Origin of the sequence: Paenibacillus aceris (genome assembly GCF_017874035.1) — a bacterium.
Lineage (GTDB): Bacteria > Bacillota > Bacilli > Paenibacillales > NBRC-103111 > Paenibacillus_E > Paenibacillus_E aceris.
Genome location: NZ_JAGGKV010000001.1, coordinates 695,818 through 719,233, shown reverse-complemented (window position 1 = coordinate 719,233; position 23,416 = coordinate 695,818). Strand labels below are relative to the sequence as shown.

Sequence of the window (23,416 nt, the reverse complement as noted above, 5' to 3'; positions counted from 1 at the left end):
AGAAAGTTTGTTATTCTGGTAGTTGCAAACCGCCTTTTTATTTTTTATTCTAAATTCATTGCAACATTATGAGACGCTGCTGCGTCTGTAAGATTGCAAGAGGGAGGGATCCCAGTGGTAGCACCCGAACTGGTTAAAAGAGCTCAGGCCGGTGATCGTGATGCACTCATTACCCTATTGCGAGAAATTGAGTCTCACGTCTATCGAACCGCTTATTATATTTTGAATAATGAACAGGATGCCCTTGATGCTTCACAAGAGGCGCTCCTTCGGATTTATACAAAAATTAATTCATACGAAGAAAAAGCGTTATTCAAGACGTGGGTACAGCGGATTGTAACGAACATCTGCATCGATAAATTTCGCAAGGCGAAACCAACGGTTTCTATTGATGAGCATGATATGACGTTTACTGCAGAGCACAATGTTGAATACGAAATTATGTCTGGCTACCTAGCCAAAGATATTCGAGAAGCAATCGATAAGCTTCCCGAGCACCATCGATCTGTTGTTGTTCTCCGTTATTTGCAAGACTTTTCGTATCATGAAATTGCCGAATCATTGAATTTACCGCTGAATACGGTGAAGTCTTACTTATTTCGAGCCAGACAGCAGTTACAATCGCTGCTCCAAGAATATCAGAAAGGAGGTGTTCGGGGATGAATTGTCAAGAGGTGATGGAACTTATGCAAAGGCAGCTGGATGGAGATCTGAATTCGCAAGAGGAAGGTGAGCTCGATGCTCATTTGGCCTATTGTTTGGACTGCATGGAAATGTTTGAACGTTTACAGAGATTGTCGGGTGAATTAGCCCAATTACCCAAGGTTGTTCCTCCATACAGCTTGGTCGATGCCATTCTGCCGCAGCTAGCAGAGATTGATAAAGGAGCCGCGGCATCCATTACCGATAAGGCAGCTGTCTTCAGCACGGAAGTAAGTCAGAGCGAACAAGGACAGCCTACAAAACTCCCTTGGACACGCCGATTTGGATCACAGTTCTCTTGGAAATTTGCAGGTGGTGTTGTTGCTGCAGGTCTTATTCTCGGTTTCTTTGCTTTTAATCTAAAGCATCCTGTGATGGAGAATGCAGATGGCCTACTGCCGATGGCAGCATCTAAGCAAGGAGCTGAGCAAAAGCGCAGCATGGCTGCCTCAGACCCAAATAAGAGTCAAGAAACTGCCGACAAGTCCACAACCTCAGGTACTCCTGGTGCTAACCAGTTTGCGGAAAACCAAAACAGTGATGCCGCTGCCGAAGCAAAGAATGATCAGAAGCAAGAGGCACAAGCATCTGGGACAAGTGAGCCCGCGCCGCAAGCGACAACGAATGCGCAACTGGAAAAGCCGGATACGCTCAAGCCGTCCGCGCCAAAGGATTCAAAAGATGCAACACAAATGGATCCTTCAACCTCGGCTCCGGAGCGCATGAAAGAACCGTCTGCCGCCGGTGGCAGCAGTCAAAAAGTGGCGGTTGATCCGAAGCCAACCAGTCCGCCTGCTCCAAGTACAGAGCCAGCAACGGCGAATAACATGAGTGCAACAACACAGCCTACTCCTACTGCTACCCCATCTGCAAAAAAAGGGACAGAGAGAGAGGCAGGCGCTGCTGGTATGTATTTGATGACCGTACCTACAACTGATAATTTTCTGAAATCAGAATCAGGGAAATTGACAGCAGCTGTTGAGAATCATCACGTTGTGATTCGCGATAGCGACACTTTGGAAATCATATTTGAGTCCAAGCAAAATTGGCAGCCTGACGATTTGATCACACTGTTGGAATGGTCCAAGGATGACAAATTGTTTTATCAAGTTCAAAGCGGCGGCACGCTCCATACGATTCGCATGGATGTGAAGCTGAAAAAGGAAGAAACGCCATAAAATTTTAAAAACGAACGCACCAATAGAACGGCATCTGCGTATGCTACATTACAGGGAAGTTGAAGCATCTATGGGGTTCGCCCACACGGTCTAAGGTTTCTAGAGCCTTTAACCGGTGTTTAAATAGACAGACAAAGGGATTACGGCAAGGTCTTAGGACTTTGACGTAATCCCTTTGTTGTTGGTAAAATGAGAGCAAGGGAGTGGACGCCAGCTATGGACGCAAAAAGAGCATTGAAAGATATACAAGCAGGACGGCAGGCACCCGTGTACCTGTGCTACGGTCCTGAAAAATATAAAATGAGGGAATTCATTCAAGTTTTAACGGATTCGCTTATCGAACCGGAACATAAGGAATTTGCCGTAAGCAAATTCGATTTAAGCGAGATCTCGCTCTCCGCTGTGCTTGAGGATGCTGAGACGCTTCCTTTTATGGTGCCCAAGAAACTTGTCATCGCCAAAAATGCGTTGTTCTTTACAGGAGCCAAGGAAAGCACAAAAATTGAGCATCACTTAGATCGTTTGACCGATTATCTGAAATCTCCAGCAGAGCATACTGTCGTTGTCTTTACAGTAGACGCGGATAAATTGGACGAGCGTAAGAAGATAGTTAAAGCACTTAAAGACATGGAAGCGGCAGTTCCATTTCTGTCCCTTAGCCCTGATGAACTCCAGCAATGGGTGGCTGCTGAGGCGCGGCAGCGCGGGTTTTCATTTACTGGGGAAGCTGCGGACCAGTTAATACTCTACACAGGCGGTAATCTGCAATCCTTATCTGCGGAGATAGAGAAGATTTCCTTATATGTGGGGGCTGGTAACGAGGCAACGGCAGATGTCATTGACAAGCTCGTCGCCAGGAGTACGGAGCAAAATGTGTTTATACTAATAGAAGACATTGTGAATGTACGTCTGGAGCGCGCCTTCGTTATCCTTGAGGAGCTGTTGAAGCAGCGGGAAGAACCGATTAAAATAGCAGCGCTTATTGCCAGACAGTTCCGCATCATGCTGCAGGTCAAAGAGCTAAGCAAACAGGGCTATTCGCAGCAGCAAATGGCTTCGCAAATCGGTTTGCATCCTTTTGCTGTGAAGGTGGCCGAAGGGCAGGCGCGTAGATATAAACTTGAAAAGCTGAGCGAGATCATGTCCCAGTTGGCCGACCTCGATTTTCAAATGAAAACGGGGAAAATTGATAAAGTGCTAGGATTAGAAATGTTCCTTCTTAGGCTTGCTGCCTAGGAAGGCTTTTTTTTGTAAAACGGAAAAAAGCCCAACTCTCCGAGGAGAACTGGACTTTCGCTTTTATGTCCTGTATTACGCTTGGGCCGTAAGAGCGTTCAGCTTTTTAGCCAGACGGGACTTCTTGCGGTTAGCGGCATTTTTATGGATTAAACCTTTAGAAGCTGCTTTGTCTAACTTTTTGGAAGCGTTAATTAGAGCTTCTGGGCTTACAGCTGTTTCGAAAGCTTTCACAGCAGTACGCAGAGCGGACTTTTGGGAAGCGTTACGAAGACGGCGCTTTTCGCTAACTTTTACTCGTTTAATAGCGGATTTAATGTTTGGCATGAAATTCACCTCCTACTTACAAAACACGGTTCAACGTTACATTTGTATGTTTGCTGACAACTTTAAGTATTCTACCATGCAACTATTGAAAATGCAAGACCTGTCAATAGGTTTTCAGTGGTTCTCGTTTTTGCATAACGTCTTCAAAATCAACGCACACTAAGAGATGCAATGCACCTGAGAAAGGGGAACTTCTATGGACTTGAGCTCTTTTACAACACATACGGATCTTGCGCTGGATGCAAGGGATATGGCCCATGCAGCTAATCAGGGGCAACCGATTCCTGGTATTGAACAGGAGTCGACTCGTGAAAACGGAATCCGCGTGACCAAAATCAATGTGAAAAACGAAGAAGGCTCCAGAGCGCTTGGCAAACTTCTCGGACATTATATAACGATTGAAGTTCCTGCTTTGCGGGAGAAAGACAGCCAACTTCAAGACCGCGTAGCCACAAAGCTGGCTCAAGAATTCGAACAGTTTCTGCGGGAAATCGGGATCCCCCAAAATGCGAAAGCGCTCATTATCGGGCTGGGTAATTCGAATGTGACACCCGATGCTCTCGGTCCGCTAGTTGTTGACAATATCATGGTTACGCGGCATTACTTTGAACTAATGCCTGAGGATGTGAGTCCCGGTTACCGGCCGGTAAGTGCCGTAGCGCCTGGCGTGCTTGGGACAACAGGGATTGAAAGCAGCGATATTGTGCTCGGGATTGTCGAGAAATCCAAGCCTGATTTCATCATTGCCATTGATGCATTGGCCTCCAGATCATTGGACCGGGTAAACACAACCATACAAATCGCAGATACGGGCATTCATCCGGGCTCTGGTATCGGCAATAAGCGCAAAGGACTAACGATAGAGAATCTTGGGATACCTGTAGTTGCCATTGGGGTTCCTACCGTTGTGTATGCATCGACGATTGTGAATAATGCTTTCGATTTGATGCAAAAGCATTTTAGTGAACAGACAAGCAATACCGGCCAAATTCTCGGGCTGCTGGATAATATTCATGAGGAAGAGCGACTGCAGCTCGTCAAAGAAGTGCTCAACCCTGTCGGTCATGATTTGCTGGTCACTCCGAAAGAAATCGACCAATTTATCGAGGACATCGCCAATATTATTGCCAGCGGTTTGAATGCCGCTTTGCACGATGCGGTAAGCGTTGAAAATGTGGCAGCCTATACACACTGATGAATTGAGAACTGGAACCGCGATGATACGTGGGAACAGTTCTTTCTTTTTGCTGTATTTAGCTGGATCTGGAAGGAAAAAGATGGGAGACGTCGAAGTAACTCACGATCACCAAAAATGAAGGAAGTGGTTCTGTGAGCAGCTCACCTCGGGCAAAACTATTTATTGGGTCATCTGCTGAAAGCATTGACGTTGCTGAGGCTTTGCAATCTAATCTCCATTTTTCCTGCGATGTCACGGTTTGGAGCCAATTATTATTCCCGCCTTCACATACGACGCTAGCTACGCTCATTAAGCAGGCCCAAGCTAGTGATTTCGCTATCTTTGTTTTTCAACCGAATGATTTAACACTTTTGAGAGATTCGGTCGTAAGTACAGTCCGAGATAATGTTATTTTGGAGCTTGGGCTATTCATCGGGCAGATTGGTTTAGAGAGAACTTATTTTCTCATACCAGAAAAAGAAGATTTGCATATAGCCACGGATTTACTTGGTTTGACACCGCTCACTTATCAGGCAAACCATCCTTCGGGATTGATGGCAGGACTTGGGCCAGCCACGTATACGGTGAAGCGGATGTTGAAGGAGTTAGGACTGAGAGTCAAATGAAACCGAGAATTTTTATAGGCAGTTCGCCTGCAAGTCTACTATGGGCAGAATTCTATCAAACACAGCTCGCATCCACGGCCGATGTCACAGTCATTAATCAAGGTGTCTTGACGGCATCCCAGCATAAATTGAAAATGCTAAAAGAGCATATCGAAGAATCGGACTTCGCTCTTCTCATTCTGACGCGAGAGGATGTTCATCAACCTTTGACTTATGCCAACCTTTTAGTACTGATCGGGCTCTGCATAGGGGAGTTAGGGCATAGCAGGACGTTTATCATCATGACCAAACATTGTGAGCTTCCCGAGTATCTGGAGGGCTATAATCCGCTGCGAATCGACGACCGGCAAATTGATAGAGAGATCGCGGAGCTGGCAGGCCCTCACTTATATCCCATGAAGAGCAGCATTGCAGCACATAAGAAACGTTTTAAGCCGTCGGATATGAAAAAAAATGATGCGATACGGAGCTTCCTGTTTGATGCTCTGGATTCTCTTAGCGTTTCCAGCGTGGATTATGACCGCGTTTTGGATAAATTCCATAAGACATTTGATACCAATTGTGGTATAATTGAGCTTCAAGAAGTGACTGCTGCTACACTGTTCGAACTGCTTGATGACGGTGTAACTTTACAGCAGTTTGGCCGCGCCGGTCAGGTGAGTAATAACCACAGCTTTAACGTGAACGATCCTAACAGCTACCTAGCGGAATGCTACCGCGGCAAAAACACGAACATTTACCTTGGCCGAGCCAAGGATAAAGAAGATGGCGAATTCGAATATATTTATTGCGTTAAGCTGCATCCAACGATCGTTTCCTCCATACATTTCAAAACAAGGACGGATATTCCGCCGCGCAATCATCATCAGGTCATGATGGAGTTATCGGAACGAAATGCGAAGCTCGTGTCTTCACTCAAGTCCATTGTGAAAGGAAGGATTCTCTATGCTGAAGCACATGAAGAAAGTTCGTAACCGACTAGCGGCCAAAAGTGCACATAAATCGAGCGACAAGAGCTTGCTCAAATTATATACCGGCCCCACAGTTCTAAACAAAACAAGCGGGGTAACGATCGTAGCCAAAGGGTCATTCGATTTTGAATCACTCGCATAGTTTTATAGGAATTACCAAAGAACCCCTGATGGGGTTCTTTTTTGTGTGTATCCAGCTTTTGCGTGCGTCATCTATAGGTGAATGTCTCGAAGTCGGGTCGCCTTCGCTTCATTCCTTCCACACAATCAAACCATTCTGCTGAAACTCTCTTTACTCCAACTGACCTCCCTCTATCAAAAAAAATCTATCGTTTCGGGTTCTATCGACGAGGCTCGTTTCATAGATTGAATTAAGATAGTTTAGGAGGAATCAGACTATGAAATGGACTTCAGCCACACTCAATCTCAGCCATGTTCGAAAAACGTTTCAGAGCGCCAGTTCCGTCGGAAAAACGTTTTTTATTCTCAGCACAGCAACCTTAGCCATCTTCGTTCTAATTGGGGTAGGCGGTTATCTGCAGAATAAAGTCATAACCACTTCGCCGGTTTCGTCCATGAAAAGTTTAGCCGCATCCGTCACGAATCAATTTTTTATCGATATGCTCGGCATGGAAGTGCCTCATCTAAATAAAGACCAGAAGAAATTCACGTTCTCTCAACATAATGTCTTTCATTTCGCATTTCAGTTCTTGACGGACATTAATCCGAGCGATCCCAAGAGTCTGGTGGCCAGTGAAGTCCCGGGCATGGATGCTAACAAAACGACCGTCTTGGTCAAAGGGAGCGGGAGCGCGATAAATCCCAGTGACCCCTTCGACTACAGTCCCAATCCCTCCGATCTGGAAGCAGAGGCAAAATATCCTCATCCTTCTCTAACGCCTGAGCCATCACCTGCAAGCACAACGCCTGTCGTAAATACAACTGGTCAGCCACCAAAAACAGCTGGTGACAATGTAGCTTTCATTTACCAAACCCATAGCAACGAATCCTTCTTGCCAGAGCTTAAAGGAGTTACGGACCCGGACAAGGCATATAGCGATAAGGTGAATATCATTTCCGTCGGTCAGCGCTTAGCGCAAAATCTCGAAAAAGACGGCATAGGAGCGGTTCATTCACAAACTGTTTATCCAAGCACGGTTAAAAATTTCGAATATCCATACTCCTATAAATATTCCTTGAAGACTTTGCAGGAAGCGATGGTTCAACATCCTGACTTGCAGTACTACTTCGATATCCATCGGGATTCCGCTGCGCGCAATAAAACAACCGCCACGATTGACGGTAAGGATTATGCACAGGTGTATTTCATTATCGGCGGGAAGAATCCGAATTGGAAAAAGAACGAGGAATTCGCCAATAAGATTCATCAAGTGCTGGAAGCCAAGCATCCTGGGATTTCCAAAGGTATTCATGCGAAAGAAGCTAGCGAAGGCAACGGATTATATAATCAGAACATTTCGCCAAACAATATATTGATTGAGGTAGGCGGTCCCTTCAACTCGCTGGAGGAGTGCTACCGGACAACGGACTGGTTGGCGGATGCCATTTCTGAAGTCATTTTAAATGCGAAGAAAGTAGATGCTCCGGCTGCGAGCCCTAAGCAATCTTAATTCATTCGAAGGAGGCTTTCCCATGAAGCTGAGGCAGTTTTATATCAAAGTGAGCTTGTTCGGATTGCTGCTACTGTTCTGCATCTTATTCGGTGTCAGCTTGGCATCCAGCGGGATGGAACGGATACAAGGCCCTCAGCCTTCAGGGAAAGCGGCGCAAGTGGTGGGAACGGGGGTGCCTGCGGCGGCGTCTGCTACTGGCACGAAAGCATCCCCTTCATCCGCCCCAAAAGGTGCCGCGGCAGCCAAAGTAAATGCGACAGCAACAGCGAAGCCTGAATCGGAAAAGAAAGCGGACCCCGTAGCCGATCATGACAATTCTCTGAATCATGTCGGCAATAAACTCGGTGACCTGCTGCAAATCGCTTCGCATCATGGAATCAAGCTGTTTGTGTCCATATTTGATGCCATATTAGGTAAAGGATAAGGGTGTACATTGCTGCAACTTCCCACAACTGCTATAATGAAAATTATTTGCATGTTGTGGGGGTTAATACGTTAGCATGACTGACATTCGCGAAAGACAATCAAGAATTCGAAACTTTTCAATTATCGCTCATATCGATCACGGCAAATCGACACTTGCCGACCGCATTTTGGAATATACTGGCGCCTTGTCTTCACGTGAGATGCAGGAGCAAGTGCTTGACCAAATGGATCTGGAGCGGGAACGCGGGATTACGATCAAGCTGCAGGCGGTTAGACTGAATTACCGCGCAGATGACGGCGTAGATTATATCCTTAATCTGATTGATACACCAGGGCATGTCGATTTTACCTATGAGGTATCTCGCAGCCTTGCCGCTTGTGAAGGAGCTTTGCTCGTTGTGGATGCTGCGCAAGGCATTGAAGCGCAAACGCTGGCTAACGTGTATCTGGCTTTGGAAAATAACTTAGAAATTTTACCTGTTATTAATAAAATCGATTTGCCGAGCGCTGATCCGGAAAAGGTGAAGCAGGAAATTGAGGATGTAATCGGCCTTGATGCCAGCGATGCGGTTCTGGCTTCTGCGAAAGCAGGCATTGGGATCAAGGAAATCATTGAGCAAGTTTGTCAAAAGGTGCCTGCTCCGCAAGGCAATCCAGACAACCCGCTTAAAGCGCTGATTTTCGACTCCCATTACGATGCTTATAAAGGTGTTATCGTCTATGTGCGTGTCGTGGATGGTTCGATTAAAGCAGGCTCCAAAATTAAGATGATGGCAACGAACAAAACCTTCGAAGTTATCGAGGTTGGAGCGTTCAAGCCGAGAATGTCCTCGGTACCGTCTCTTGAGGTCGGAGATGTTGGATTTATCGTTGCTGGTATCAAAAACGTTGGAGATACGCGCGTCGGGGATACGGTAACTGAAGCGGATCGCCAAGCGCCAGAGGCGCTGCCAGGCTACCGACGGATCAACCCGATGGTGTTCTGCGGACTGTATCCGATTGAAACAACGGATTACAATGACTTGCGTGAAGCCCTGCAGAAATTGGAGCTCAATGACGCATCACTCCGTTTCGAGCCTGAAACATCGACAGCGCTAGGATTCGGCTTCCGCTGTGGATTCTTGGGACTGCTGCACATGGAGATCATTCAGGAACGTATCGAACGTGAGTTCAACATTCCACTGATTACGACAGCGCCAAGCGTTATCTACCGCATCACGTTAACGAATGGCGATGTGATGGACATTGATAACCCATCGAATTATCCAGATCCGCAGCGTATCGATTTCGTTGAGGAGCCTTATGTGAAAGCTTCCGTCATTGTACCGAATGATTATGTAGGTACCATCATGGAGCTGTGCCAAGGCAAGCGCGGCGAATACTTGAACATGGAGTATTTGGATACCAATCGTGTTACTCTGACTTACGATATCCCATTGTCCGAAATCGTTTATGACTTCTTCGATATGTTGAAATCTAGAACAAAAGGTTACGCGTCCTTTGATTACGAGTTATCTGGATACAAGAAGTCGAGCCTCGTGAAAATGGACATTTTGCTCAATTCCGAGCAAGTCGATGCACTGTCCTTCATTGTTCACCGTGATACCGCATATCACCGCGGCAAAATCATTTGCGATAAGCTGAAGGATTTAATCCCTCGCCAAATGTTCGAGGTGCCGATTCAAGCGGCTATCGGACAAAAGATCGTAGCGCGTGAAACGGTTAAAGCTATGCGTAAAAACGTTCTTGCCAAGTGTTACGGCGGGGACATCTCGCGTAAACGTAAATTGCTCGATAAGCAAAAAGAAGGTAAAAAGCGCATGAAGCAGGTCGGCAGCGTTGAAGTGCCGCAAGAGGCGTTCATGGCGGTTCTCAAAATAGACGAATAGTTTGGAAGAATAAGAAGCTGGGGTGGCAGAGTACTCTGCCCCTTGGCTTTTTATCAGTTCATATGAAAGTAAATGTTTATTACTTTGTTTCGCATCAACCTTGACAAACGAGCTTGTCCACAAGGACGATGAAGTCGTTTATCCGGGATAGAAAGGAAATACCCTTATGTTAGTTGCTAGTGCAGCTCCGACTGCTGTGTACATTCATATCCCGTTTTGTACGAATAAATGCCATTATTGCGATTTTAACTCCTATGTGCTCAAGGGCCAGCCTGTTATGGAATATTTAGATGCGCTGGAGCGGGAGATGGAGCTTACGGTGAAAAACAATCCGCCGTCCAAAGTAGAAACGATTTTCGTGGGCGGGGGAACACCGACTGTGCTGCTTCCTGATCAGATGGAGCGGTTTCTTCGGATGGTACGCACCTATTTCCCGGCAGATTCAGCGGAAGTTGAGTTTTCGATGGAAGCCAACCCGGGAACTACGGATGAGGATAAGCTTGCCGTGATGAAAGAAGGCGGCGTCAACCGCATCAGCTTCGGCGTGCAATCTTTTAACAATGAGCTTCTGGCGGCGATTGGCCGCATTCATAATACAGATGATGTGCACAGAAGTATAGAAAATGCCAAAAAGCTGGGATTTGCCAATTTGTCCATCGACTTAATGTTCGGTCTGCCAAAACAAACCGTCGACATTATGCAAGCGACCTTAGATGAGGCCTTGTCGTTGGATCTTCAGCATTACTCCATTTATAGTTTAAAAGTAGAAGAAAACACGCTGTTTCATACGCTTTTCAACAAAAATCAGCTGCCGCTGCCAAGCGAAGATGAAGAAGTCGATATGTATGAGCTCATCATGAAGCGACTGGAGGCCGCGGGTTACAAACAATATGAAATCAGCAACTTTGCTAAACCAGGCCGAGAGAGCAAGCATAATACAATGTATTGGCGAAATCGTTTCTATTATGGACTCGGTGCGGGTGCTCATGGCTATATGAATAGGCAGCGGCATGTGAATGTAAAAGGGATTCAGCCTTACATTGATGCGACAAAGACAGGATTGCCGATCATGGAACAATTTGAAGTAACACGGCAGGAAGCGATGGAAGATTTCATGATGGTTGGCTTACGTCTGTTGGAAGGCGTTCGAAATGCCGATTTCCAAGAACAGTTTGGGGATAGCATTGAATCGCATTTCGGAGAAACGATAAAGGGATGGGAGCAGAAAAAACTGCTGGAACAAACGCCGGAGGGATATCGATTGTCTAAACACGGCATCCTGCTTGGTAATGAAGTATTTGCCTCATTCCTCACCTAAAGGAACAATCAGGCTTCACCGGTAATCATACAAAAAATCCCTTGTGCAAATATACGGAATGCTGTATATTTATACATGAATCCACAAGCGTTTCAGCGGATATACCGCAAGAGCGCTAGCGTGGGTTTTGTGCATTTTTGTTGCGATTGGTGGGATGACAGTGAATTCATCAACTACAGTGTCCGTTAGGAAAGCTTCGAACATCGATATCGAGAAGCTTTATGAAATTATACAAGGCTATGCGAAGCAGGGCATTATGCTGCCGCGCACCAAAGAGATGCTGGAGGAGCAAATCGACTCCTTCGTCGTCGCTGAGCACGATGGCGTGCTCATTGGGTGCGGCTCCCTGACAAGGCTTGGACCAGATCTTGTTGAGATCCGCTCACTTGGTATGACTCCAGGCTTCAAGGGGCAAGGAATCGGCGGAAAGCTTGTGAATTTCTTGGTTGAAGAGGCAAGAAGCCAAGGGATTGTGAAAGTGATGGCTCTGACGTATGAGGTTGCTTTTTTTCAAAAAAACGGTTTTACCTTAGTGCCAAAAGAGATTTTTCCGGAGAAGGTTTGGAAAGATTGTATGCACTGCAAAAAACAGTATTGCTGCGACGAAATCGCCGTACTTAAACGATTGGATTGACTTGACAACAGACCTTAGGGTCTGTTATTTTTGTATTAGGATTTAGCACTCACTAAATACGAGTGCTAACGAAAGCGATGATAGAGCGATTTGTGAAGAGGAGGGGTACTTATGTTGACAGAACGCCAGCGTATGATTTTAAGTGCTATCATAGATGATTATGTTCGTTCAGCAGAGCCAATTGGTTCAAGAAGTATTTCGAAGCGAGGGAATGTCGGTTTTAGCCCGGCTACGATCCGCAATGAAATGTCCGATCTTGAAGAGATGGGTTACTTGGAGCAGCCCCATACGTCCGCAGGCCGTATTCCCTCACACAAAGGTTATCGTTACTATGTCGATCACTTGCTGCAGCATGGAACTTTGCAAGAGAATGATCTCAATTCCATGAAGGGTGCTTTTGCGCAGCGGATTCAAGAGATGGAAGGAGTCATCCAGCATGTCGCTGGAATGCTGTCCTCTCTTACAAATTATACTTCGATTGTGCTTGGGCCGGAGGTATTCAGTACCACGCTGAAGCACTTGCAGATCATCCCTCTTACAGAGACGACTGCTGTTGCAATCATTGTCATGAATACAGGCCATGTGGAAAACAAAACGGTTACGATTCCTGAAGGCATACGGATGTCGGAGATCGAGAAGGTCGTAAACATTCTGAATGCTAAATTGAAGAATGTACCTCTAATTCAGTTTAAATCCAGGCTGTACAATGAAGTTGCGAGCGAGTTGGGCAAATATGTGGATGGCTATCAAGAGCTTCTTTCCGTTGTGGAAAGTGTGCTTCAAAGTGATGAGAAGGATCGCGTATTCCTTAGCGGTATGACCAATATGCTGACACAGCCTGAGTTTAAAGATGTTGAAAAGGTTAAAAGCATTTTTGATCTATTGGAGGAAGCACCTACGCTTATCAAATTGTTTACACCGTCAAATGAAGGCATGGAGATCAAAATCGGTGCTGAAAATAGTATTGAAGCTATTAATAATTGCAGTTTGATTACGGCCTCTTATTCGATCGGCGGTCAGCCTTTGGGTACGATAGGCATTCTGGGGCCGACACGGATGGAATACGGCAGGGTCATTAGTTTAATGAATCATTTATCTAAGCATATGGAAGAAGTGCTGGGACGTTGGTACGGCAAATGAGCGGTATGAAGACGGTTCACAGTGAAGGCGAAGAGCGCTACTCTACATTAGTTAATAACGCATCAGCCGTTAGGGCTATTTGTTCTGCGGTTGAAGGTACGCTGGGGCCTAAAGGACTTGACACCATGCTGGTAGGCGGACAGGGTGAAGTGATTATCACGAATGACGGGGTCACCATTTTGGAAAAAATGGACGTCTCCCATCCCGCGGCCAGACTAATGATTCAGGTTGCCCGAAGCCAACAGCGGCAAATCGGCGACGGAACGACGACGGCTACAGTACTTGCTGGCGCACTGGTTCAAGAAGGCGTGGCGCAAGTGACGCGCGGTGTTCCGGTTGCCAAAGTCGTCAGCGGCATGCTGCAAGGCATCGAGCTGGCGGTAGAAAGCTTGGAGCGCCGGAGCCGCGCGATCACTGGGTTAGACGATGGCGCGTTGAAGCGTATTGCCATCACGGCAGGCCGAGAGCAGACCGATATCGCGAGGCTCATCGTTCAAGCCGCCGAAGCGGTCGGGGAGGCGAAGCTGCGCGAAGACGGCTACCGCTTCGCGGACAGTGTGCTCGCCCATGAAGAGGCGAGCAGCGAGGTGTGGACCGGCATTCTGCTGAATCAGAAGCCGATGAACCTGCATCTCGAGCAAGAAAGGCGAGATGCCCGCATTCTTGTGCTGCATGATGGCCTGGAGCCTGAGGCGGTCAGCGAGGAGTCGCTGGTCACGGAAGCAGGCTTCGGACGCTACATGCAGCTGAGAGAGCACTTCCGCAGCTCACTCGAATCGCTGCTGGAGCTTGGCGTCGGTCTGATCGCTTCCGACCGCGGGGTTGACCCCGAGGCGGAGCAGTTCTGCTCCGACCATGGCATTATCGTGCTGCAGCGATTGTCCCGCAGGGACTTGCAGCTCTTGAGCGAACACACCGGCGCCCGGCCGGTGCGGCGCACGGCGCTGCGCAAGAGCGCGCCGGAGCTTGGCGCGGCGCTCGGCCGCGCGGGCTACGCCGCGTACGACGAGCGGCTCGAACGCGTGCGCGTTGCTGGCGGTCACGGGGAGCAGCACGTGACCGTGATCGTTGGCGCCGCAACGCGCGAAGCGGCGCATGAGCGCTCCCGTATCGCGAAGGATGCCGCCTCGGCAGTCCAAGCCGCCGTGCGCGGAGGGTACTTGCCAGGAGGCGGCGCCGCGGAGATGGCGGTCGCTCATGATTTGGAACGCGTTCGCGAGACAATGAAGGGCATGGAGGGCTTTGGTGTAGCCGCTGTTGCGGGAGCACTGCGCAAGCCGCTTGCTCAAATTGTCGTCAATGCGGGTTATAATCCGCTAGAGAAGGTAGAAGAACTGAAAGCGGCACAAATCGCGCTGGAAACCGACAGCCTCGGAATCGATTGCGATACCGGGTTGGTTACGGACTTCGTCGAAGCCGGCATTGTGGATCCCGCGGATGTGAAAATTCATGCGCTGCAGGCTGCAGGAGAAGTTGCTGCTGCTGTACTGCGTATTCATACAGTTATAAAGATGAAGCAGCCTTTTGAAGAAGGTTAAAGCTGGGCAAACTGACGATATAGAATAATTGTTGTATTATGTTTAGGAGGTGAAGGACAATTGAGTACTGATAACAAAACAGAAGAGCAAGACGTGAACACTACATACGCAGCCGACAACGAGCAAACCGCTGAAAATCAAGGAGACGCGGCAGCTCAAGACTCCCAAGCTGATGCTTCCGAGGAAGCTAGCGAATTGGAGAAGGTGCGTGTGCAAGCCGAAGAAAACTATCAGCGTTTATTACGCGTTCAAGCGGACTTCGACAACTTCCGCCGCCGCGCTAGAGCGGAGAAGGAAGACTTTGCTAAATATGCTTCACTTAAATTGATTGAGCAGCTTTTACCGATTGTAGACAACTTCGATCGCGCGCTGTCATCAAGCAAAGAGACGAAGGATTTCGACGCATTGGCAAAAGGCTTGGATATGACATACCGCGGGATAGATCAACTGCTGACGGCCGAAGGTCTTAAGCGGATCGAAGCTGTGGGGCAGCCGTTCAACCCTGAATTCCACCAAGCTGTGATGCAAGTTGAATCTGACGAGCACGAAGAAGGCATTGTGGTTGAGGAGCTTCAAAAAGGCTACATTCTTAAAGACAAAGTCATTCGACCAGCCATGGTGAAAGTTAGCGTGTAGATCTTATTATTTTAAAAATATCCAATCTATTCACATGTTCCCTAGGGACAAAAGGAGGAAGCTTTAACATGAGTAAAGTTATTGGTATTGACTTAGGTACTACAAATTCTTGCGTAGCAGTTATGGAGGGCGGAGAAGCCGTCGTTATTCCTAACCCGGAAGGTAACCGTACAACCCCGTCTGTTGTTGGTTTCAAGAAAGATGGCGAGCGCGTTGTTGGTGAAACAGCAAAGCGTCAAGCGATCACAAACCCGGACAAAACAATCAGCTCCATCAAGCGTCATATTGGTACTAACCACAAAGAACACATCGATGGCAAAGACTACACACCACAAGAAATTTCGGCTATCATTCTTCAAAAGCTGAAAGCTGACGCAGAAGCTTACCTGGGCCAAACGGTAACGCAAGCGGTTATCACAGTTCCTGCTTATTTCAACGACAGCCAACGTCAAGCAACAAAGGATGCTGGTAAAATTGCTGGTCTTGAAGTACTTCGTATCGTCAATGAGCCAACAGCCGCAGCACTTGCTTACGGTTTGGAGAAAACAGAAGATCAAACGATTCTTGTTTATGACCTTGGGGGCGGTACGTTTGACGTATCCATCCTTGAACTAGGCGATGGCTTCTTCGAAGTTAAAGCGACTAGCGGTGACAACAAGCTCGGTGGGGATGACTTTGACCAAGTGATCATTGATTACCTCGTATCCGAATTCAAAAAAGAGCAAGGCATCGATCTAAGCAAAGATAAAGCAGCTGTACAACGTTTGAAAGATGCTGCTGAAAAAGCGAAAAAAGAACTTTCCGGTGTTTTGACAACAACGGTTTCCCTTCCGTTCATTACGGTAGCTGACGGCGTGCCACAGCATTTGGAGCTTAACTTGACTCGCGCGAAATTCGAAGAGCTTTCCGCTCACCTAGTAGAAAGAACGCTTGGACCAACTCGTCAAGCTTTACAAGATTCCGGGCTTTCCACTAGCCAAATCGACAAAGTTGTTCTTGTCGGCGGATCCACACGTATTCCTGCGGTTGTAGAAGCGATCAAAAAATTGACAGGTAAAGAGCCTCACAAAGGCGTTAACCCGGACGAAGTTGTTGCTCTAGGAGCAGCTGTTCAAGCTGGTGTTTTGACGGGTGAAGTAAAAGACGTTGTTCTTCTTGACGTAACGCCACTTTCCCTTGGTATCGAAACAGCAGGCGGCGTGTTCACGAAAATGATCGACCGTAATACGACGATCCCTACAACGAAATCACAAGTGTACTCCACTTATGCAGATAATCAAACTAGCGTTGAGATTCACGTGCTTCAAGGTGAGCGCTCCATGGCTAGCGGCAACAAAACACTGGGCCGTTTCATGCTTGGTGATATTCCTCCGGCTCCACGCGGCGTACCGCAAATCGAAGTTAGCTTCGATATCGATGCCAACGGTATCGTGAACGTATCCGCATTGGATAAAGGAACTGGCAAAAGCCAAAAAATTACAATCACTTCTTCCAGCGGTTTGAGCGATGCGGAAGTTGAACAAATGGTGAAAGACGCGGAAGCGCATGCTGAGGAAGACCGCGCTCGTAAAGAGCTTGTAGAAGCTCGCAACGAAGCGGACCAACTTGTATACTCCGTTGACAAAACGATCAAAGATCTTGGTGACAAAGTAGACCAAGGCGAGATCGATAAAGCAAATGCTGCCAAAGAGAAAGTAACAGCTGCTCTAGCTGGCAACGATCTCGAAACAATCAAAGCAGCCACTGCAGAGCTTACAGAAGTGATCCAACAGCTTTCTGTGAAGCTGTACGAGCAAGCTTCTGCTGCCCAAGGAACTGATGGCGCGGCTGATGCCGGCGCTGGCGAAGCTCCTAAAGGCAGAGAAAATGTTGTTGACGCGGACTACGAAGTTGTTGACGAACCAAAAAAATAAACATATCCTATAGTAATGCTGGATGTGTAGAAACGAATGAGTCAAAGCCAAGGGGGTTCCCCGTGGCTTTGACTTTCCGTTTGTAGTCTTGAACATGGGAGTGGAACAATGAGTAAACGTGATTATTACGAGGTGCTTGGGGTCGGCAAAGATGCTTCGCAAGAAGACATCAAGAAGGCTTACCGTAAAATGGCGCGTCAGTATCACCCTGACGTGAACAAAGCTGCTGATGCGGAAGATAAATTCAAAGAAGCAAAAGATGCTTATGATGTGTTAAGCGATGATCAGAAGAAAGCTCAATATGACCGTTTTGGTCACGTTGATCCGAACCAAGGGATGGGCGGCCAAGACTTCAGCGGCGGCTTTGGCGATATTTTTGATATGTTCTTTGGCGGTGGCGGCGGTGGGAACCGTCGTAATCCGAATGCGCCGCAGCGCGGAAACGATTTGCAATACACGATGACGATCGAGTTTAAGGAAGCGATTTTCGGTAAAGAAACCGATATTCATATTCCGCGAACTGAAAATTGCGATACGTGTAACGGCTCTGGCGCAAAGCCGGGAACGAAGCCGGAAACTTGCGGCGGCTGTCACGGCAGCGGTCAGCAGGAAGTTGTACAGAACACGGCGTTTGGCCGTATTGTGAATCGCCGCGTATGTACACAATGTAACGGCTCAGGTAAAATCATCAAAGAAAAATGCGGAACATGCCATGGCGCAGGTAAAGTGAAAAAACAACGCACAATCCACATTAAGATTCCAGCGGGTGTGGATGATGGCGCACAACTTCGCGTATCCGGCGAGGGCGAGAGCGGAACGCGCGGAGGCCCGTCAGGGGATCTCTACGTTGTTATTCGCGTGAAATCTCATGAATTCTTCGAGCGTGAAGGCAACGACGTCTACTGCGAAGTGCCATTAACATTCATGCAGGCAGCGCTGGGTGATGAGATTGAAATCCCAACGTTGACAGAGAAGGTTAAGCTCAAAATTCCGGCAGGAACACAAACTGACACTTATTTCCGCTTAAAAGGTAAAGGAGTACCACATTTGCGCGGCTTTGGTCAAGGTGACCAGCACGTGAAAGTGATCGTGGTTACGCCTACGAATTTGAGCGAAGATCAGAAGGATTTGCTGCGCCAGTTCGGTAAACAAAGCGGTGAACATACGCACGAGCAGAATCAGTCGATTTTCGAGCGTATGAAAAGAGCCTTTTTAGGCGACTAAAATTCGAGTTTTCCCTATAGGAACACTCCCTTGGAATTTTCACAGATCATTGATCTGTTGAAGATGACCAAGTGGAGTGTTTTTTTTGTTTCCATGCCTGGTCGAGTGGGGCTTAAGGAACTACAGGCTTTATTAGCTAGTTTACATTCAGCAAACAGTATATGGATTTTTTTACATAGCGAATACTTACGGATAACTCCCTCTTAATCTATGAACGTTATGCTAGATAACGTGAGATACTTAATATTTGGAGGGAATACAACTTGAAAAAAAGCTTGAAACAAATCATGGGTTCCGGTCTAACGCTTTCCTTACTGGCCTTAAACGTAGCAGGCGTTGCTTCCGCAGCTGAAACGACTCCGACATCCGTACCAGCGGCGCCAGCGCAATCGAAGAATTTGATTGTACTCATCGGCGATGGAATGGGTCCGGCTGAAGTTACTGCAGCAAGGTACTACTCCAAAAAGTTTTTAAATAAAGACCGCTTAGAGCTTGATGGCGGGTATTATGTCGGTAAAGCAACTACATACTCACAAGCTGGTCCTTACACATCGGAATCCGGTGCCGTCACTGACTCAGCGGCTGCAGCAACAGCCTTCTCCACAGGTAATAAAACGTATAATAACGCGATCAGCGTTTCCAACGGCGACGTCGCCAAACCATACGGTTCAATCATTGAAGCTGCAATGAAGCAGGGCAAATCAACCGGGCTTGTCACAACAGACAGCATTGTTGGTGCTACACCGGCAGTTTGGGCGTCCCACGTTCGTCAACGCAGCAATCAGAACGCTATTGCATCCCAGTACCTAAATAGCGGCGTTAACGTATTTTTCGGCGGCGGTAAAACAAATTTTGTAACAAAAGATGAAAAAGGGAAACGTACTGACAAAAATATCATTGGCGATTATGAAGCAAAAGGCTTCAAAACAGCGTTTGATAAAGCTGGCTTAGATGCAATTCCAGCTACTGCTGACCATGCGCTTGGACTTTTCGCAATGAACGAAATCCCATACGTACTGGATCGCGATGCGAGCACACCTAGCTTGCCGCAAATGGCTCAAAAAGCGCTGGATATTTTGTCACAAAATAAAGATGGTTTCGTGCTGATGGTTGAGCAAGGACGTATCGATCACGCAGGCCATGCGAATGATCTGCCTTCCAACATTCAAGAAATGCTAGAGTTGGATGCCACGTTTAAAACATTAGTCGATTTCGCCAAAAAAGATGGCAATACTTCCGTTGTTGTGACTGCTGACCATGAAACTGGCGGTTTATCCTTGGGGATCAACAATGTGTACGAGTTGAATGTTGATCTGTTTAACAAACAAAAGCACTCGTATGAGTACTTGGATGCGATTTTGAAAACAGCGCAAACCGCTGAGGACGTTCGCAAAATCGTTGCCGACAACATTGGCTTCACGGATTTGTCGGACGAAGAAGTTGCGTTGATTTTGAAAGGTGACGGCTCCTCTTACGGCCGCGCTGGCGGTTACAACGCTGTCGTTTCCAAACGATTGGCTGTTGGCTGGACGGGACATGGTCATACGGGTGTAGATGTTGGCGTATGGGCTTACGGTCCGATTGCTTCCTTGGTTAAAGGCGATGTTGATAATACCGATATTGCTAAAAACGGGGCAAAAGTCATTGGCGCTGACCTGGCTGCCGTGACGAAAGAATTGCAAGACAAATACTTGTACCCGCTCTTCAAAGTGACTCGTGACAATAAGACGTTGTTTACAGCGAAATCACTTGCTGAAGCATTAGACATTCAAGTTGTTTGGGACGAAGCGACAAAAACAGTTACGCTGTCCAAAGACAGCCAGAAATTATCGGTCCTTGTTGAAACAGGCGCTATCACGGAAAACGGCGCTCCTAGCACACTGGTTGGCAATGTCGACAATGGCAAGCTATACCTGCCGCTAGAAGCTTTCAATAAGCTGACTGGCAAAACGATGACATGGGATTCAAGCAACGAGCGTATCGTGAAAAACTAGAGGCTGATGGTAAGGAAAGGACAGGGGATCACGCTTCCCTTGTCCTCTTTTCTTATCATGGACCTATGAATTTGGAGGATTGCTATGATTGAAATGAATAATATATCAAAATCCTTCACGATGCATGGACAGCATCTGTCGATTTTAAGCGTTCCGGTGTGGAAGATCCAGCAAAGTGAAAGAATCGCTCTGCTCGGCCCTAGCGGAAGCGGCAAAAGCACACTGCTGCATCTGTTGAGCGGTGTGATGATTCCAGACGAAGGCGAAATATGGGTGAACGGTCTACCTCTCCACGATTTCTCGCAAAGCAAGCGAGACCGCTTTCGGGCGGAGCATGTCGGTTACATTTTTCAAGATTTTCATTTGATTTCATCATTGACCGCTAGACAGAACGTGGAGCTTATCGCTCCGCATACCTGGTCAAAGAAGCAGACAAAAGAGCAGTTGGACGACTGGTTTGAAAGAGTCGGATTGAAGGATCGCCAGCATCATATGCCATATGAGCTATCAAGAGGGCAGCAGCAGCGAGCTGCGATCATTCGTGCCCTCCTGACCAAGCCGCAGCTTGTGCTGGCCGATGAGCCTACAGGCAGCTTGGATTGGGAGACGGCAGGCGAGGTGATGTCTTTGCTGCTGCACATTTGCGAGTCAGAGAAGCTCACGCTAGTTACGGTTACGCATGATTTGCATTTGGCGGAAATGTACCCGAAGCGAGTTCAAATCGGGGAGATTAATGAGGTGTCGAGGAGAAATGCCGTATGAGATTAATCGGGTTAATCTGGAGAAATATGCTTCATCGGAAAACACTTTCTCTGCTTACCATTTTATCGGTAACGGTCACGGCGGCTCTGATTGTTATTTTACTGCTTTGCAGTGAAGGGTTGGAGCGGGGAGCTGAGAAGGGCTATGGTCCCTTCGAAGTAACGATCGGTGCCAAGGGCAGTGCTTCGCAGCTTGCTTTAAACACGTATTATCATGTCGGGGCTCCAACAGGGAATGTACCGTTTGCTTTGCTGGACGAATTGCATAAAGATGAGGGCGTTGACCGCGCTTACGCGATGACGACAGGAGATAACTATAACGGTTTTCCGATTGTAGGGATTGAACCCGGCTATTTTGCAACCCGCTATGGAAACGAGAAACAGATGGCTGTAGGGAACATGTATGGAAAGCTTGGGGAGACCATTGTTGGTTCTCACATCGCAAGTACACTAGGGCTGCATGTTGGGGATAAGTTTCAAGGCGCACATGGTTTGGTTAAAGGGCAAAATGAAGCTGAGCCGGAAGGCGAGGCGGATGAAGAGGAGCATCATCACAGCTTTACATATACGGTAGTAGGTATTTTACCGCCGCTCTTCACATCAGACGATAGAGCTGTATTTACCACGCTAGACTATGCCTGGGCCGTTCATGAGGGCCAGGATGCCGAGCACAGGGAAGTTACTTCTATTTTAATTAAGCCTAAGACGCTGATCGGAGCTCAATCCATTAAGTCGAAATACGGGCAAATGAGCAATGTTCAGGCGATATATACAAGTAAAGCGGTGGCTGATGTCGTAAATGTTGTAGATAAAGGGTCCGAGGCGCTGAGCATCGTAACTGTGATCTGCATTTTTCTTGCAGCTGGCTCCATCTTGCTCTCTCTTGTTGCGGCAGTGAATGAGAGAAAAAAAGATGTCGCATTACTGCGTCTAATTGGAAAATCAAAAGGGTTTATATGGTCTTCCTTGATCGGAGAAGGTCTATTGCTGACAGTGATTGGTCTTGCATGCGGAATTCTCGCAGGTCATTTGATCGGTTATTTGGGCCGTGAAGTTGTGTTCGAATATACAGGTCTGCAACTGCAATCGTGGCAATTCATGCAGGGAGAATGGCTGCTTATTGCGGGAACGTTAGGCATTGGCGTTATAGCTTCGGCAGGTCCGGCTCTGCAAGCTTATCGTGTAGACCCTTTGCAATTATTTAAGTCATGAAGTTTGAGGTGAAAATGATGATGAGAAAAAAGGTATACATGCTGATCTTCGTTGTCGTATTGCTCGTCACAGGCTGTGGTCAAAAGAAAACGGACACTGCAGGCCAGACTTTCGGCAGTTCGGAACAGACGGCGAAAATAAATGCAGCATCTGCAGCGCCCTCTGAAGAACCTGTGAACGCAAAACCATCCGGTACGCCAGCGCCGGAAATCGCAGTCCCGTCCTCGTCGCCGAATCCGGTTGCCGAAGCGCCAGTGGCAGCCTCAATAAAAGAAACGCAGCCAATCGCACCTTCTTCTGCTAAGGGCTCTGAGCCCCCTAAAGCTGTGCCAAGCGCAGCTCCCACTGCAGAAACAGCAGGTACAACCAAAGCTGAAACAGCTCCAGTTCCTGCTCCGACGCCAAGCGTCCAGCCACCAACTAAGGGAGAGGAGCCGAGTAAGCCTACGAAGCCACCGGCTTCATTGTCGAACGAAATAAACTGGGATCAGTTTTTTGACGATGACAAGCAGGATAAGCCATCAGATCGCTTCTGGGATATGAGCGGCAAAACCGTTCAAATAAAAGGCTTTATGGGTGAAGTGCTTTCCTTTGACAAGCACTGGTTCTTGCTCATTCCCAAACCGGGAGCCGAATGTCCATTTGATAATGGAGATGAAACCTATTGGAATAAAATTATGATTGTATTCGTGCCTGACGATGTTAAGCTCCGATATACATCCGGACCGCTGCTCATTAAAGGGAAGCTCGATGTAGGAGTGAAATTGGATGAATCGGGCTATAAGACGATGTTTCGTCTTTACGATGCATCTTTTGAAAAAATAAAGGAATAGCGCATTTTTCCGTATAAAAAGGGCTCACTTTGGCAAACTAAAAACTG

At 47.4% G+C, this 23,416-nt stretch carries 22 protein-coding genes; 21 read left to right on the top strand and 1 reads right to left on the bottom strand.

All coding sequences use genetic code 11. The features are described from left to right. The first annotated feature begins 114 nt into the window (after positions 1 to 114). The 3 genes from J2Z65_RS03455 to holA all read left to right on the top strand — a co-directional run bounded on the left by J2Z65_RS03455 (position 115) and on the right by holA (position 3,116). On the top strand, positions 115 to 663 hold the full coding sequence (locus J2Z65_RS03455) for a sigma-70 family RNA polymerase sigma factor (RefSeq protein WP_167063462.1): 549 nt from the start codon (positions 115 to 117) through the stop codon (positions 661 to 663). Then, positions 660 to 1,880 carry a zf-HC2 domain-containing protein gene (locus tag J2Z65_RS03450; RefSeq protein ID WP_167063464.1) on the top strand — a complete coding sequence of 407 codons (1,221 nt, stop codon included), beginning with the start codon at positions 660 to 662 and terminating at the stop codon, positions 1,878 to 1,880. The genes J2Z65_RS03455 and J2Z65_RS03450 overlap by 4 nt, the downstream gene beginning before the upstream one ends. Before the next feature lie 216 nt (positions 1,881 to 2,096). Continuing rightward, complete coding sequence (holA, locus tag J2Z65_RS03445; RefSeq protein ID WP_167063466.1) at positions 2,097 to 3,116, top strand: DNA polymerase III subunit delta; 1,020 nt, start codon at positions 2,097 to 2,099, stop codon at positions 3,114 to 3,116. 75 nt (positions 3,117 to 3,191) lie between these two features. Here the strand turns inward: holA and rpsT are convergent, their stop codons facing one another. Continuing rightward, on the bottom strand, positions 3,192 to 3,443 hold the full coding sequence (gene rpsT, locus J2Z65_RS03440) for a 30S ribosomal protein S20 (protein WP_028557986.1): 252 nt from the start codon (positions 3,441 to 3,443) through the stop codon (positions 3,192 to 3,194). 196 nt (positions 3,444 to 3,639) lie between these two features. On the opposite strand from rpsT, the gene gpr reads away from it, so the two are divergent. The 18 genes from gpr to J2Z65_RS03350 all read left to right on the top strand — a co-directional run bounded on the left by gpr (position 3,640) and on the right by J2Z65_RS03350 (position 23,369). Then, a complete protein-coding gene (gene gpr / locus J2Z65_RS03435) occupies positions 3,640 to 4,638 on the top strand; it encodes a GPR endopeptidase (RefSeq protein ID WP_167063468.1) in 999 nt (332 codons plus the stop codon). Positions 4,639 to 4,772: 134 nt separating this feature from the next. Continuing rightward, entirely contained in the window at positions 4,773 to 5,246 is a 474-nt protein-coding gene (locus J2Z65_RS03430) for a TIR domain-containing protein (RefSeq protein ID WP_167063469.1), read from the top strand. Continuing rightward, positions 5,243 to 6,220: a TIR domain-containing protein gene (locus J2Z65_RS03425; RefSeq protein ID WP_167063471.1), complete on the top strand. Its 978-nt coding sequence runs from the start codon at positions 5,243 to 5,245 to the stop codon at positions 6,218 to 6,220. Before J2Z65_RS03430 ends, J2Z65_RS03425 begins: the two co-directional genes overlap by 4 nt. Continuing rightward, on the top strand, positions 6,192 to 6,359 hold the full coding sequence (locus J2Z65_RS03420; protein WP_167063474.1) for a hypothetical protein: 168 nt from the start codon (positions 6,192 to 6,194) through the stop codon (positions 6,357 to 6,359). Before J2Z65_RS03425 ends, J2Z65_RS03420 begins: the two co-directional genes overlap by 29 nt. 256 nt (positions 6,360 to 6,615) lie before the next feature. Beyond that, positions 6,616 to 7,848 carry a stage II sporulation protein P gene (gene spoIIP / locus J2Z65_RS03415; RefSeq protein ID WP_167063476.1) on the top strand — a complete coding sequence of 411 codons (1,233 nt, stop codon included), beginning with the start codon at positions 6,616 to 6,618 and terminating at the stop codon, positions 7,846 to 7,848. Positions 7,849 to 7,870: 22 nt separating this feature from the next. Continuing rightward, positions 7,871 to 8,275: a DUF3679 domain-containing protein gene (locus J2Z65_RS03410; protein ID WP_167063478.1), complete on the top strand. Its 405-nt coding sequence runs from the start codon at positions 7,871 to 7,873 to the stop codon at positions 8,273 to 8,275. A gap of 76 nt (positions 8,276 to 8,351) precedes the next feature. Then, entirely contained in the window at positions 8,352 to 10,166 is a 1,815-nt protein-coding gene (lepA, locus tag J2Z65_RS03405; RefSeq protein ID WP_167063481.1) for a translation elongation factor 4, read from the top strand. A gap of 166 nt (positions 10,167 to 10,332) precedes the next feature. After that, the gene (gene hemW / locus J2Z65_RS03400) at positions 10,333 to 11,484 is read left to right on the top strand and encodes a radical SAM family heme chaperone HemW (RefSeq protein ID WP_167063483.1); all 1,152 of its coding nucleotides are present in this window, start codon (positions 10,333 to 10,335) and stop codon (positions 11,482 to 11,484) included. 160 nt (positions 11,485 to 11,644) lie between these two features. Further along, on the top strand, positions 11,645 to 12,118 hold the full coding sequence (locus tag J2Z65_RS03395; protein WP_338111757.1) for an N-acetyltransferase: 474 nt from the start codon (positions 11,645 to 11,647) through the stop codon (positions 12,116 to 12,118). Positions 12,119 to 12,229: 111 nt separating this feature from the next. Beyond that, entirely contained in the window at positions 12,230 to 13,258 is a 1,029-nt protein-coding gene (hrcA, locus tag J2Z65_RS03390; RefSeq protein ID WP_167063489.1) for a heat-inducible transcriptional repressor HrcA, read from the top strand. Further along, on the top strand, positions 13,255 to 14,796 hold the full coding sequence (locus J2Z65_RS03385; protein ID WP_167064307.1) for a TCP-1/cpn60 chaperonin family protein: 1,542 nt from the start codon (positions 13,255 to 13,257) through the stop codon (positions 14,794 to 14,796). The genes hrcA and J2Z65_RS03385 overlap by 4 nt, the downstream gene beginning before the upstream one ends. Positions 14,797 to 14,856: 60 nt before the next feature. Then, on the top strand, positions 14,857 to 15,432 hold the full coding sequence (grpE, locus tag J2Z65_RS03380; protein ID WP_209855723.1) for a nucleotide exchange factor GrpE: 576 nt from the start codon (positions 14,857 to 14,859) through the stop codon (positions 15,430 to 15,432). A 68-nt stretch (positions 15,433 to 15,500) separates the two neighbouring features. After that, the gene (gene dnaK, locus J2Z65_RS03375; RefSeq protein ID WP_167063491.1) at positions 15,501 to 17,345 is read left to right on the top strand and encodes a molecular chaperone DnaK; all 1,845 of its coding nucleotides are present in this window, start codon (positions 15,501 to 15,503) and stop codon (positions 17,343 to 17,345) included. A 108-nt stretch (positions 17,346 to 17,453) separates the two neighbouring features. Further along, positions 17,454 to 18,569 carry a molecular chaperone DnaJ gene (gene dnaJ / locus J2Z65_RS03370; protein WP_167063494.1) on the top strand — a complete coding sequence of 372 codons (1,116 nt, stop codon included), beginning with the start codon at positions 17,454 to 17,456 and terminating at the stop codon, positions 18,567 to 18,569. A 263-nt stretch (positions 18,570 to 18,832) separates the two neighbouring features. Next, entirely contained in the window at positions 18,833 to 20,563 is a 1,731-nt protein-coding gene (locus J2Z65_RS03365; RefSeq protein ID WP_167063496.1) for an alkaline phosphatase, read from the top strand. Between the two features lie 84 nt (positions 20,564 to 20,647). After that, positions 20,648 to 21,325, top strand: a complete 678-nt coding sequence (locus J2Z65_RS03360; protein WP_167063498.1) for an ABC transporter ATP-binding protein — start codon at positions 20,648 to 20,650, stop codon at positions 21,323 to 21,325. Beyond that, positions 21,322 to 22,536, top strand: a complete 1,215-nt coding sequence (locus tag J2Z65_RS03355; RefSeq protein ID WP_167063501.1) for an ABC transporter permease — start codon at positions 21,322 to 21,324, stop codon at positions 22,534 to 22,536. Before J2Z65_RS03360 ends, J2Z65_RS03355 begins: the two co-directional genes overlap by 4 nt. Before the next feature lie 14 nt (positions 22,537 to 22,550). After that, positions 22,551 to 23,369 carry a hypothetical protein gene (locus J2Z65_RS03350; protein ID WP_244999133.1) on the top strand — a complete coding sequence of 273 codons (819 nt, stop codon included), beginning with the start codon at positions 22,551 to 22,553 and terminating at the stop codon, positions 23,367 to 23,369. Positions 23,370 to 23,416 lie beyond the last annotated feature (47 nt).